Annotated in this window: 12 protein-coding genes; 7 read left to right on the top strand and 5 right to left on the bottom strand. The window is 50.1% G+C overall.

The window, feature by feature from the left end; all coding sequences use genetic code 11:
* The gene (locus tag NP77_RS22655; RefSeq protein WP_052250681.1) at positions 1 to 426 is read left to right on the top strand and encodes a tail assembly chaperone; all 426 of its coding nucleotides are present in this window, start codon (positions 1 to 3) and stop codon (positions 424 to 426) included.
* 36 nt (positions 427 to 462) lie between these two features.
* Here NP77_RS22655 and NP77_RS23125 read toward each other — a convergent pair whose 3' ends face one another.
* Both NP77_RS23125 and NP77_RS20845 read right to left on the bottom strand, forming a co-directional pair.
* Positions 463 to 1068, bottom strand: coding sequence for an Ail/Lom family outer membrane beta-barrel protein (locus tag NP77_RS23125; protein WP_197066378.1), 606 nt, complete (start codon positions 1066 to 1068; stop codon positions 463 to 465).
* A 272-nt stretch (positions 1069 to 1340) separates the two neighbouring features.
* Entirely contained in the window at positions 1341 to 2849 is a 1509-nt protein-coding gene (locus tag NP77_RS20845; protein ID WP_039661504.1) for a UbiD family decarboxylase, read from the bottom strand.
* Positions 2850 to 3103: 254 nt separating this feature from the next.
* Between NP77_RS20845 and NP77_RS20840 the strand changes: the two genes are divergently transcribed.
* Both NP77_RS20840 and NP77_RS20835 read left to right on the top strand, forming a co-directional pair.
* Positions 3104 to 3979, top strand: a complete 876-nt coding sequence (locus NP77_RS20840) for a LysR family transcriptional regulator (protein WP_039661503.1) — start codon at positions 3104 to 3106, stop codon at positions 3977 to 3979.
* 566 nt (positions 3980 to 4545) lie between these two features.
* Positions 4546 to 5619 carry an alkene reductase gene (locus NP77_RS20835; protein ID WP_039661501.1) on the top strand — a complete coding sequence of 358 codons (1074 nt, stop codon included), beginning with the start codon at positions 4546 to 4548 and terminating at the stop codon, positions 5617 to 5619.
* A gap of 20 nt (positions 5620 to 5639) precedes the next feature.
* Here NP77_RS20835 and NP77_RS20830 read toward each other — a convergent pair whose 3' ends face one another.
* Together NP77_RS20830 and NP77_RS22650 are read right to left on the bottom strand one after the other, a co-directional pair.
* On the bottom strand, positions 5640 to 6275 hold the full coding sequence (locus NP77_RS20830) for a TetR/AcrR family transcriptional regulator (protein ID WP_197066377.1): 636 nt from the start codon (positions 6273 to 6275) through the stop codon (positions 5640 to 5642).
* A gap of 76 nt (positions 6276 to 6351) precedes the next feature.
* A complete protein-coding gene (locus NP77_RS22650) occupies positions 6352 to 7203 on the bottom strand; it encodes a helix-turn-helix domain-containing protein (RefSeq protein ID WP_052250680.1) in 852 nt (283 codons plus the stop codon).
* Between the two features lie 307 nt (positions 7204 to 7510).
* On the opposite strand from NP77_RS22650, the gene NP77_RS20820 reads away from it, so the two are divergent.
* Genes NP77_RS20820 through NP77_RS20810 form a run of 3 tightly spaced genes read left to right on the top strand, consistent with a single transcriptional unit; the run spans position 7511 to position 10902 of the window.
* Complete coding sequence (locus NP77_RS20820; RefSeq protein ID WP_082040867.1) at positions 7511 to 8626, top strand: alcohol dehydrogenase catalytic domain-containing protein; 1116 nt, start codon at positions 7511 to 7513, stop codon at positions 8624 to 8626.
* 53 nt (positions 8627 to 8679) lie between these two features.
* Positions 8680 to 9345 carry an endonuclease III gene (gene nth / locus NP77_RS20815; protein ID WP_039661498.1) on the top strand — a complete coding sequence of 222 codons (666 nt, stop codon included), beginning with the start codon at positions 8680 to 8682 and terminating at the stop codon, positions 9343 to 9345.
* A 27-nt stretch (positions 9346 to 9372) separates the two neighbouring features.
* Positions 9373 to 10902: an FAD-binding domain-containing protein gene (locus NP77_RS20810; RefSeq protein WP_072040377.1), complete on the top strand. Its 1530-nt coding sequence runs from the start codon at positions 9373 to 9375 to the stop codon at positions 10900 to 10902.
* Between the two features lie 458 nt (positions 10903 to 11360).
* Here the strand turns inward: NP77_RS20810 and NP77_RS20805 are convergent, their stop codons facing one another.
* The gene (locus NP77_RS20805) at positions 11361 to 11909 is read right to left on the bottom strand and encodes a TetR/AcrR family transcriptional regulator (protein WP_039661496.1); all 549 of its coding nucleotides are present in this window, start codon (positions 11907 to 11909) and stop codon (positions 11361 to 11363) included.
* A 133-nt stretch (positions 11910 to 12042) separates the two neighbouring features.
* Here NP77_RS20805 and NP77_RS20800 point away from each other — a divergent pair, with 133 nt between their 5' ends.
* Positions 12043 to 13134 (top strand): alkene reductase, encoded by a 1092-nt coding sequence (locus NP77_RS20800; protein ID WP_039661494.1) that lies wholly within the window; start codon positions 12043 to 12045, stop codon positions 13132 to 13134.
* Positions 13135 to 13136 lie beyond the last annotated feature (2 nt).

Here is a 13136-nt window from a genome sequence, read left to right as displayed (position 1 = left end):
ATGCGATTTGGTTACAGTGCTCAAGTTGATGCCTTTTATTTACTGGATGAGGAGACGGCCTACAAGAAGTCTGGCACGTGGCGGGAAGATATTATACCAGTTTCAGATGAAATGTGGCTCAAATTTATCAGTCAACCTCCGGAAGGTAAACAACGCGGGCCAGGAAAAGATGGCTTGCCAGCCTGGGTTGATATCCCTGAACAGGAAGGCAGAACCATTGAGGAAAACCAGTCGATAAAGAATGCGCTGTTAGAAAGGGCTGATACAGAAATACGCATGCTGACTGTAGTGCAGGATGTTTACGGTCTAAATGAAGAAGAAAAGCAAAAACTCAATGACTGGAAAAAACACTTAGCTGAAGTTTACAGGGTGAGCACGGGAGTAGAAGAGAAGGTGAACTGGCCTGATGCGCCCGACAAAGGGTAAAAATGGCCCGGCCGAAACGAGCCATTATGTTAACACTTAAAAGTGATACCCGATATTGGCAAACACGCTCATCATATTATGTCTTTTTGATGCAAAAGCGGCTTTGGAGCCTTCAAAACCCGCGGTTAAGGCCAGATTTCTGGTCACAACAAATGTCAGACCTGTGCTGTATGCAAACTGGTTAGATGATTCCGACCCGTTTTTGAAACGAAGATTATTAACAGTTTTAAATATTAATGGATTATCCACTTTCGTATGCGAAATCCCGCCCAGGGCAAAAACACTGAGTTTATCTGAGATGCGATAGGTCGGACCGATCAGAGCAGAGTAATATTCTGCGTTTCTGTCTAACCGATGTTTTGCATTGTAGTTATCATGGCATTTTTTATCCATCCTTTTGCACAAGGTATCTGCATCCCGCCACTCCTTCTTCATAGCTGAAAGGGAGCCCATGAAGCCCCATGGTGAGGATGTATCATACTGGAATTTGAAGTTCCCACCCTGAATATCACCAAAATCACTGATATGTCCACGCTGGTAGCCCATAGACATGGTTGGTGTTTCATGGGGCTCATCTGCCATCGCGGCAGAACACATAGCAGTAGCGGTTAATAATACTGATAACGTTTTTCTGAATAACATCTGAACTCCTGTTTCAATGGGATGCGTATATTCAACGTGCATATCCGCTCGGAATACTCATTCTTATCCATTAGCAGTTCATAAAAGTGAAAATTAAGTTTTTTTCATGATGTTAATTCAGTGTGCTTGAAAGATTGTTTTTTTATATTGTTAAGGCAGTAAGTTCGGGAGTGTTCATTAATTTCTGTGTCAGCATGAAAGTTTATTTGGATGAGCGCTCAGGGCCAGTTTTACTCATAATGAGTCTCAATAAATGCTCCGGCTGTTAACATTCATCCACAGCCAGGAAGAAAACCTGATACGAAACGATTCACATCCACTTCCATAAAAGCTGAGCGCTTAAATTTTGATTTAAGTTCATAGGGAACTGTACAGTCATAAATGGTTTTACAGGTAATACCCGGTGCCCGGATTGAATGACTGAACGCGGGATCCTGAGAAGGGTCAAGTGGGTGACATCGTACGCCAGGTATGAAAATTGTATCCACATCTCCCTGATATCGGGTCGTCATCGCCCAGATAACATCGCTCAGATCAAAAATATCAATGTCCTCATCGACAATGAAAACATGTTTAAGCTCTGAAAAAGCTGAAAATGCAAGTAAGGCAGCCTGTCGCTGGCGTCCTTCATCCTGTGGCCCACGCTTCTTAATCTGCAGAACTGCCATGTATTTACCGGTTCCCGGCGACGGGCAATGCACATTCGTAACCAGGCCGGGAAGTGCTCTCTCCACCATATCCAGAATACTTGCTTCGGTTGGTATTCCGGCGAGATTAGTATGTTCGTCGCTTGGTCCAATACAGGTCTGGAGTATAGGGTTTTTACGGTACGTTACTGCCTTAACCTTAATGACCGGAACTGCAGCCTGCGCTTCCCCGGTGTAACCAGGGAACTCAGGCATCGCTTTTCCGCTGTGAGTATGTTGATCTTCCTGAACCCGGTAATCAGGTATCAGCTCGCCTTCTATCACAATTTCTGCATTGGCAATTGCCCTGGCATTTACAGCAACACCCTGGACCAGTTCGACCGCGCGTCCCCGCAGACCTCCGGCGATGGCTAATTCATCAAAGCCCAGTGGTGTGGTGGGTGGTTCGAAACAGGCACCGATTTCAATTGCCGGATCTACACCAATGCTTATGGTTATGGGAAGTGGCTGTCCAGCCTGCTCTGCTTTGATACGAAACTGATCGAGATGACGGCCTGGCACAAAATACATTGAGATTTCGTCTTTACCCTGCATGCATAGCCTATGAATCGTTACGTCATGTTCGCCTGTTTCCGGATCTGCTGCATAACACATTCCCATTGTAAAATAAGGACCGGCATCTTCTGGTGTATTGGTCGGTGCGGGAAGCAGCGTGCGAATATCAAAGTTTTCATCCGAAGCAAGATGGACAATTTCCTGACACACCGCCTGTTCTGCCGGAATAACGACAGGCGCTATCGCTGAGTGCACTGACTCACGAAGTAACTGTGCAAGGTTTTCTTTCGGCACCCCAAAAAGACGTGCAACACGCTGACGTGAGGCCAGCAGACCGATTAAAACACGAAAATTTTCATAGCCTTTAACTTTGTTAAAAACCATCGCTGGCCCGGTTTGGGTGGGTCGCATGACTGTGCCACCTGCACCCACATAGCGATAAACGCCACATAGCTCAGCAGCCGGGTCAACCGGCTCGCTGGTCTCAATGTATTCATTCTCATAATGCCTGAGAAGGTCCAGGGCAGTTCGTAGATCGAAAACCTGACTGCCCTGTTGGTTCTGCTTAGTGTCTGACATAATTTCTCCTGCTAAGGGTAATTTAAAAATTCGTGAGATATCGTTCCGCTAACTGGCTGGAATATTTCTGGCGCGTCGTACCTTTGCTCCCTGAAATTCACACTATGATGTGATGCCTTACGCTCTTACGTTGTCCAGTCAATCGTAAAAGACCATCCTGCTATCCATTCCGAAAACCAGAATGTAAACTCATCGTTAATAAGTCTCTAATCGATAAACTTTAATTATTAATAAGGTTTTGTTATCAGACGGATATGGATAAGAGAAAACTTGAGTCATTTTTAGCACTTGCGCGTACGCTGCATTTCGTGAAAGCAGCGTCTCAGGTCAACATCACTCAGCCTGCTCTGAGCCAGCATATTCAGTCACTTGAGCAAAGCTGGGGAGTCAGGTTGTTTGAAAGAGATAAACGCCACGTCAGCCTGACTGCTGCGGGAAAGATGGTCATCGCCGAAGTGGAACGTACCGTTGAGCAACTGAATCGGTTATCTGTCACGGTAAGACATATTGCAGGTGGGGGAAGTACGGTATTGAGACTGGGATACGTCGGAACTTCTGTGCTCGAATCTATGATCGTGAGCGCCATAAGAACGTTCAGGTTTACCTTTCCGGACGTACTCCTTGAGGCACAAGAACTAAGCGTACGTGAGCAATTCAGTTTATTGCAATGCGGTGAGCTGGATATTGGCGTTATTCGCGGGCCGATGCCCGCTAATCGGCTCATAACTCATCGCATCATACAGCAGCAACCTCTTAAGCTGGTGGCAGCAGACAATCACGCGTTCCACATTCAGCCAGCGGTAAGAATGGAACATCTCGCGCACGAAACGTTGATTATCCTGGATGATCCTGAGGGAGTTGGGTTAGGGGGAAGCGTACTAAAGCTCTATGCAGAGTTCGGTATCATCCCGCCCCATATTAAACGTGTAAGGGATGTGAGTACCGCAGTGGATCTGGTTGCTTTAGGCGCGGGGATAACTTTCATTCCGGCAACACAGCTAAATGCTTTACGTAGGGATGTTAGAGCCCTGGATATTTGTGACGCTCAACCTGAAACGTCTCTGTTTTTATGCTGGAAGAAAGGGCATAAGAGCTGCGACCTAAGGCGCTTCACGGGGCTGATATCGTAAAATGGGTTACGTGTAATTAGGTTTTAGCCAGCATGATTCTGCCGCTTTCAAAACGCCAACCTGATCTGGCTGATGTCATGAGGCTATCAGGGCTAATGGTGCCTAAAAAATTCTGCATGGTTCTCATTAGGAGCATTCATTTTTATATGCTGTTCGAATGTCCGCTCTGTGCCAGAAGCGACATCGCAAATTTTGTTTCGCGTATCCAGCAAGATCTTCTGGATGAGAGGCGCCAGCACTACGGATTGCAATTTGTCATTACTCTGCGAGAAATACTCTTCTATCGGTCTAATACCCCCTGATTTCTAAGTCGCTTACGTGATACAGCAAGCCATAAGAAATGGGATGCTCCCCTGACCCGACTGATTATGCAGATGTAAACGGGCTGCATTGATCCGAAATATGGGTTTAAAACTGGTGTTCAGCTTCTTGTTGAGCCACTTACTGGCAAAAAATGGACGATGTTGTATTGTTTTAAGCTTGCAGGTGAATTCATTTTCTTTAAAGAACGAACCTGCGCTGTTTAATCTGACAATACTGATTCATTCCAAACCAGAGGAAAATTTATGCCCACACTTTTTGACCCAATACGCCTCGGCAGCATTCAATGCCGTAATCGTATTTTGATGGCACCGCTGACGCGCGGCAGAGCATCACATAGCCACATTCCAAATGATCTCATGGCTGAGTACTACCGTCAGCGCGCAACCGCAGGCCTCATCATCAGTGAGGCTACCGGTATCTGTCAGCAGGGGCTGGGCGTGCCCTTTGCGCCTGGTATATGGAATCCAGAGCAGATCGCAGGCTGGAAGAAAGTGACCCGCGCTGTGCATGCCGAAGGCGGAAAGATAGTCCTGCAGCTATGGCACATGGGAAGGGTTGTACACCCATCGTTCCTGAACGGTGAAAAACCGGTCTCTGCTTCGGCCACCACTTCGCCCGGACATGCTCATACGTACTTCGGCAATCAGGAATATGAGACTGCCCGTGCCCTGACGGTTGAGGAAATCGCCGAAACTGTTCACCAGTACGGTGTGGCCGCACGAAATGCAATGGAAGCAGGCTTTGACGGCGTACAGGTTCATGCGGCGAATGGATATCTGATTGACCAGTTTCTGCGCGAGTATTCAAATTTTCGGCGAGATCAGTACGGTGGTACTGTTGAAAATCGCATCAGGTTTCTTTCTGAGGTAGTCAGCGAAGTGGTGTCTGCGGTCGGAGCTGAACAGACGAGCGTTCGCATCTCACCGAATGGGGAAATTTTGGGCGTTAACGACACTGATCCGGTTGCGCTGTTTACTGCGGCAGCCCGAAGGCTGGATGAAATCGGCATTGCTTATCTTGAGGTACGCGAGTCACCAGACGGTACCGGGATGCTGGGTTCCGATCAGCTGCCAGTTTACCCGGAAATCCGCAAATCATTTTCCGGTACGTTCATTATGAACAATGAATTCAGCTATGCCCGTGCCATGCGAGCACTGGCTGAAGGAGAAGCGGATGCAGTTTCGTTTGGCAGAGACTTCATCAGCAATCCTGATCTGCCAGACGTATTCCGCCAGGGGAAAACACCTGCGGAGAGCAATGCCTCGACATGGTATTCCGCTGGCGAAAAAGGGTACACAGATTATCCCGCTATCTGACAGACCAGTCTCCCTATACTTCAGGTGCCCGGGAGACCGTCAGGAAACAGCAATTTGATGGCGTCGCTGATATCGTTTTGACACCGCTTAATCAACGTCTGCGCATCCGCTCCGTAGAGCGCCTTAAAGGCAGCGGGCTGAAGGACCAGCTCTACAAATCGCTTTGCCTGAATATCTGACAACAAAATTTCGCAGGATGAAAGAGCATCACTGAGGCAGCGTACCGATCCTTCCAGGCTGACCTGATAGGCCATTGCTGCCAGTTCGGGGAAGTTTTCCGCCTCAGCGGCCGTCATTCTCATCAGGGCGATACAGCGCGGATGGAGCAGGTTGCAGAGAAGCTCCAGCCCGGTATGGTGCAATCGTGCGGCAGGATCAGCTCCGTTGGGCAGGACAGTAAGGTCACCAAACATCATTTCAATTGAACGCTGTACTACCGCTCCAAACAGAGCCTGCTTGGTTGTGTAGCGGGCATAAAGTGAGGATTTGCCGGTGCCAGATGCAGCCGCCACCTGATCCATCGTCGTGCGGGCAAAGCCCTGCTTCAGAAAAAGCGAGGTGGCGGCATTAAGAATGAGTAAATCAACCTGGCCGGCATCTTCTGCCCGCGGGCGGCCACGGGCGCGCGGTGCCGGTTTCTGAGTTTTTATCTTCACCTTCTCAGGAAAACTCCATGTAGTCACTTATGAAAAGAGGGGACAGCAGTGTCATTTAGCCCGGCATCACCGGTCGTTAAAAGTTGTCGGTTACTGGCAGATAATAATCGCCACGGAACAAGGATGACAGAAGGTTTTCATCGTTTACAGATCTGATAATGAACAGGTCGTTTTCGTTTCGCCTGGCTTCAGCTCTGTATGGCAGGATGTGACGATATGCCGCTACCTGCAGTTCGGTCAGATCGGCCGGACTGCCTTCAAATGAAAAGCGCAGAAACCTGCCAGGGGTTGAGCCGCAATGCCTGGAAGCGACACATTCGTTTCCGGAATAGCCAAAAGTTAATATAAAGCGGATGGTGCCGCAGGTGCCTGCCGCTTCAAAACGTTCCGCAAATCGATCCGGTGTTACTCCGTGTAGGAGACGTGCAGCCTTTTTCAGGCCCTGCTCGCGCTGCACTGTGTGAAAATTTGTGCAGCTCAGGTTTTCCCGATCGCACAGATAGCTGAAGGTCACGTCAGAAAGCGCGGGGGGGCTGAACCATACCGGCTCCGGCTCCGATACTGCATGCACGACTGACACCAGGCTGGGCTGCAGCCCGTGAAAATGCCAGTCCTCTGTCTGCCGGTAGCGCGCCGGTGGCAGGCGAAAGTGTCGTGTAAAGGTCCGGGTGAATGCCTGTTGATTGGTAAATCCAAATTGTTCGGCCGCACTGATAACCGGTAAGCCTGACATTTTGAGCAATAAAGCCGATTCAGTCAGCCTCCGTTCCCGAATATATGTCGCCAGCCTCATCCCCGTCTCATGTCTGAAAAGCCTCTGAAGGTGCCATTTGCTGTAACCGGACTTCCCTGCCACGTCATCCAGCATAACTTTTTTATCGAGATTTTTCTCAATCCAGACAATCAGATCCCGGGTAAAACTTTTCATAGTTATGTTCCTGGTAAGACAGCCCTTATCCGGGATGCATCATTATTTTACTGCATTTTTTTATGCAAATCATGAATCTCTTTAAACTGGAAAATAAAATGAAAATTATTGTTTCAATAATAATACAGTTTAGTCCAATTAATGGCTTAAAGTAATTGATAGTATTGATTATTATTTGTTTGCGCATGACTTTATAAATATTCAAGTAGAAAGCGAAATTAATAAAAAAAAGAATTAAATTGCTATAATTTTCGCACTAATGAAAACAACCTGGCGCGCTGCGCTGATTAATAAAGAGAAGCTACTGATGAATAAAAAAAAGATGCGAGCTGCAAGAATGCATGAGAAAGGAAAGTCGCTGATCATTGATCAAATCGACATTCCTGATGTGAGGCCCACAGAAGTATTGATCCGTGTTAAGGCCTGCGGAATCGTACCCAACCTGCAAAACGTATTGCAAAAATGGGATGAAATTGCTCCGGATCTGCCTCTGCCGGAAATGCCTGCGATTTTTGGTCTGGACGTTTCAGGCGTGGTAGAAACCGTGGGCGAGCGCGTGCAGGACTTCAGTCCCGGCGATCGTGTATACGTTAACCCGCTTCGCTTTTGTGGCTCCTGCAGTGCCTGCAGGAATGGTCACAGCCTTGACTGTGACAGGATGATTCTGAACGGTTATTTTGGGATACGGCCAGAGAGTAAGGCGCTGTTCGAAGACTACCGGTACGGCGGCTACGCTGAATATATGCCTGCACCGCAGAACAGCCTTGTGCGAATACCTGACAACCTGAACTTTAATACAGCTGCGCGTTTTGGCTATCTTGGCACCGCTTATCGCGCGCTGAAGCGTGGAAATGTTGGCCCTGGTAAAACCGTACTCATCAATGGTGTAACCGGCACGCTGGGGCTTGGCGCGGTGGCGCTCGCGCTCGCGCTTGGGGCTCGTCAGATACTCGGAACCGCCCGGGACGAATCGCTTTTTGAGCGGGTTACGGCGCTGGGAGAACCGGGCAGAATCGAAATTCTTAAATCAGGAACTGAATCTGTTAAGGAGTGGAGCCAGCGCATCACCGGCGGCAGGGGTGTGGATGTAGTGATTGATGCCTTGAGTCCCGGCGCGCCAGGTAAGCCTATGCAGGATGCAATACAAAGCCTGAATCGCGGGGGATGTATTGTTGATGTCGGTTCCGTGAATGAGGAAGTGCCGCTGGACGTGTTCTGGATGATGTCCAACAACATCAGCTTTATCGGTTCCTCCTGGTTTTCTGCTGAGCAGGGACAGGAGATGGCAGACCTGGCTGAGGCCGGAGTCCTTGACCTGACGTTTTATGACGATCAGCCTTATTCGCTGGACAACATTAACGAGGCTGTCAGCGATACTGAGGACCGTCATGGCGGATTCACCAACATCATCGTAAATCCTTAATGCAATCCGTCTCTTTCATGTGATGGAAGAGACGCACTTTCAGGCAGAACTTTATGCGCGCAGCGACAATCAGCCGGATAAATAAAATTTACTGCATCCTCAGGGACACGCAGCCCACTTTTGAAGAAACGGATGACGAGTGGATGACGCACGGCCTCTCGGAAACCCCATTCAAGCACTTGGTATCCTCAGCACTCTCCACTGTAACCACGACCCGGCGAACTGTCAGAGCCTGCGATGCACTCTATGCAGAAGTTGAAAATTTTGACGACATCCGCCGGATGCCTGAAGAGAGGCTCATTGAACTGATAAAGCCGGTTGCGCACTACAACCGCAAGGCGAAAAGCCTTCAGCGAATGTGCAACATGATCATTGAAGAGTTCGGCAACACGATCCCGGATACAAAGGAAGATTTGCTCAGGCTGCCTGGTATCGGCCAGAAGTGTGCAAATCTGATGCTGAATTACAAACACGATAAGCCGGTAGTCGCAGTAGACACGCATATCCACCGCGTCATAAACCGGCTCGGCATTGTGAAGGCAAAAACGCACGAAAAGTCAGCGGAACAGCTTAATGTAATAACGCCAGAAGAGTTCAAAAAGCATGCCCACGAGTGGCTGATTGCCGTTGGCATGAACATTTGCAAACCTAGGAATCCACGCTGCAAAGAGTGTCCCGTATCGCCTTACTGTGACTATTATCAGGAGAGGGCTGCCTGAGCACTCATAACGTAAAAAGAGGGGTAGATGATGCTTCAGGTAGTCTGGTTCAAGCGCGATCTGCGCACATACGATAACGAAGCCTTTTTTCGCGCCAGTGCTGCCGGCCCGGTACTGTGTATCTATGTATTCGAACCGGAGTACTGGGCGCTGAAAGATACCAGTGATCGACAATGGCAGTTCATCCGGGAATCCCTGGATGACCTGTCCACGCAGCTGCGCAGCATCGGAGGCGACCTGACGATACTGGAAGGAACAGTAACGGGTGCGTTGTCAGATTTGCACCGGTATGCCGGAAGATTTGTTCTGCATAGTCACGAAGAAACCGGAAATCTGTGGACCTATAGTCGGGATAAAAATGTTTCGGCGTGGTGCCGGGAACAGGGTTTTGAGTGGATTGAGTATGCTCAGAATGGCGTATGCCGCCCCGTTTCTCGACGCCACGACCGTTTCAAGGCTCACTGGGACGCCTGGTCGGCCCGCCCCCTTTTCTGCGTGCCGGAGCAGGCGAACTTTCTTAACGTACCAGACGGACTGGTAACGGCAACTTTGCCTCAAAGCGCGTGTCAGGACCCATTGGCATGTCCGGGCCGGCAGGCCGGAGGGCGCGACGCGGGCCTTACGGTCCTGAATGACTTCCTGCACCATCGCGGAAAAATGTACAGCGGCGCTATCAGCTCTCCTGTTACAGCTGAGTCCGGCTGTTCACGGCTCAGTCCTCACATCGCCAACGGTACGCTGAGCCTCCGCGAAATAGCCCAGCGCATCTCACACTCACGTGAACAGACGCTTTCAGCACAGTGGAAGAAGAGCCTCAGTGCCTTTCATACGCGACTGTGGTGGCACTGTTACTTTATACAAACGCTTGAAAACCGGCCGGAAATGGAGGAAGTGCCTCTGGTTCCCCAGATGGGGCTTTTAGAGAGGCCGTTCAGCCAGGAAAGATTCAACGCGTGGAAGGACGGACGTACCGGCTGGCCGATGGTGGATGCATGTATGAGGTATCTGCATCACCATGGCTGGATCAACTTTCGCATGCGGGCCATGCTGGTATCAGTGGCTTGCTGGTCGCTCTCTCTTCCCTCAGGTCCGGTGGCGGCCTGGCTTGCACAATTGTTTGTCGATTACGATCCCGGTATTCACTATCCGCAAATTCAGATGCAAAGCGGAATGGCGGCTAACGGTGTATTGCGCATCTACAATCCGGTAGTGCAGGCTCATTCGCTCGATCCGGATGGCCGTTTTGTCAGGACCTGGGTACCTGAACTTCGCGGCGTCAGTGATGCCTGGATATTTGAACCCTGGAAAATGCCGTCCCGCCTGCAAAAGAAGGCAGAACAGCTGAGCGGCATTCCCGTATCTCTGCCGCTGGTTGATTTCTCCATCGCACATCGCGAAGCAAAGGCGGCGGTCACATCACTCAGGTTGCGACACGGGCTGACTGCCGCGCCGGGGTTTCGTGAGAAACAAGACGGACAGCACATCAGGCGCCCGGCAAAACGGAAAGAAACCGGCGTCAAAAAGAAGAAGAATGCGCAACAGCTGGACCTGTTCTGATGCTCTAATCGTTTATTCGGGATAAAAACGATCAGTCAGAGTACAGGCAGGACAACCTGAACTTTTATTACTCAGAAATCAGGTAGCACTGATAACAGACGCCTGCTCAGGCCTCAGTTAAGCCTGCTCAGGTGTACTGTAAGCTGAAGGTCAACCCTGGTAATGGGAAAAGTCTGGGGCCAGCGACGGCGCTGGCGAAGTCGTCACGATGGGCCGGAGAGCAATAACTAAGTTTTAGGGGTGTAGCGGCCCGCATGCCAGACAATCTGAAGCGGATCGAATCATTGCCCACACGCCATCTTTTAGTATGCACCAAACAACGTCAGTCATTCACAGTGGACTGGAAACGTCATCTTTATGCTCATTGCCGCCAAAAGATTTGGACGCAGACCATCAGGTACGCTGGTGCTACATTTGTTTGCACAGCTCAGAAAATAATATTCGCAGCTAAGAACATATCAGTCGATATAACCATTCTGATTGAGAAGCCGTTTGCGGCATATCATCAGAATCTCATCAGCCAGCGCTGAATCATCAGGACAGGCACGAGAGAGCACCAGGGCACCAACAAGATGCGCCAGGGTATCTATCAAATCAGCACGCGTTCCACTTTCAGTTCCTAAAACTGCCAGTTGGTGTTCAAGGCCGGCGGCAAATGTCGCCTTAATTGCCTCAGACTGACGGGCTGTATCTGTGCCCAGTGCCGACATCACACACCCTTTTCCCATATCATCGCGATGTTGTCGGGAGAGGTAGTATTCAATAAATTTCTCCCGGTCCACACCTGCCGTGCTTTCTGCAGAACGCGTAAAACCGCAGCTCATCGCTTCTGCCATCAGGTCTGCCTTTGAACCAAAGTGCTTGTAAAACCCGCCATGGGTTAAGCCTGCCGCTGACATCAGTTCTGCCACGCCCACGCCATCGTAACCGCGTTCACGAAAGAGTTCTGAGGCCGTTTCAACAATGCGTGTCCGGTTTTCCCGAACCTGCTCTTTCGACACTTTCATGCTTTGCTGCCCCTCTTAAAAATAGGGTTCAAGTATACATTGATGATGACCATAATCAAACCAGTTGACTTTATAGATGATGATCATCATCATTATGTTGACACCTTGACCCACCATTAGCAGGCGAAAAAACATGACGAAACAGACATTATTTCAACCCTATGAACTGGGTTCATTAACACTGGCCAACCACGTTGTGATGGCACCGCTGACACGTAACCGGGCCGGATCAGGGCTGGTGCCGGGCGAACTGGCGGCGACTTACTACGCCCAGCGTGCCTCCGCAGGATTGCTGATTACCGAAGCCACGCAGATCTCAGCACAGGCGCAGGGCTATCAGGATACGCCGGGTATCTATACGCAGGCTCAGATCGATGGCTGGCGCAAAGTGACTGACGCGGTGCATGCCAAAGGCGGGCGCATATTTGTTCAGCTATGGCACACAGGACGGATTTCACATGTCGATTTACAGCCGGATGGCGCTGCACCGGTCGCGCCGTCTGCCATTCGCGCCGGGACGAAAACCTTTGTGAACAATGGTTTTGCTGATGTTTCTGAGCCACGTGCGCTGGAGCTGAAGGAAATACCGGGGATTATCGACGATTTCAGAAAGGCATCGGCCAATGCCATTACCGCCGGATTTGACGGCGTAGAGATCCACGGTGCGAATGGTTATCTGCTGGAGCAGTTCCTCAAAGATGGCGCAAATCAGCGAACTGATGAATACGGTGGCTCTGTCAGGAATCGTGCGCGCCTGCTGCTGGAAGTCACGGCAGCTGTAAGAGATGAGATCGGCGCAGAACGCACCGGCGTTCGCATTTCACCGGTTTCACCGGCCAATGCGATTTCATGCAGTGATCCGCAGCCACAATATGACTACGTCGCTGAACAACTCGATGCATTGGGCATCGTGTATCTCCACGTGGTTGAAGGTGCGACGGGCGGCCCGCGAGATGTATCACCGTTTGATTACGACTCCCTGCGCCGGCATTTTAAAAACACCTACATTGGTAACAATGGCTATGACCTGGAACTGGCATCTGCTCAGCTTGCGGAAGGCAAAGCCGATCTTTTCGCGTTCGGTCGTCCGTTCATCTCGAACCCGGATCTGGTCGAAAGGCTGAAGACGGGCGCGCCTCTCGCCTCACTCAATCCTGAAACACTGTATGGCGGTGGCGCAGCGGGATACATCGACTACCCGTCGCTTAATGAGGGCCGCAAGTAAAG

The sequence above is a fragment of the Pantoea sp. MBLJ3 genome (genome assembly GCF_000816655.1).
GTDB classification, from domain to species: Bacteria; Pseudomonadota; Gammaproteobacteria; order Enterobacterales; family Enterobacteriaceae; genus Pantoea; species Pantoea eucalypti.
The sequence above is the reverse complement of the archived record's forward strand: the minus strand, read 5'-3'. Positions and strand labels throughout refer to the sequence as shown.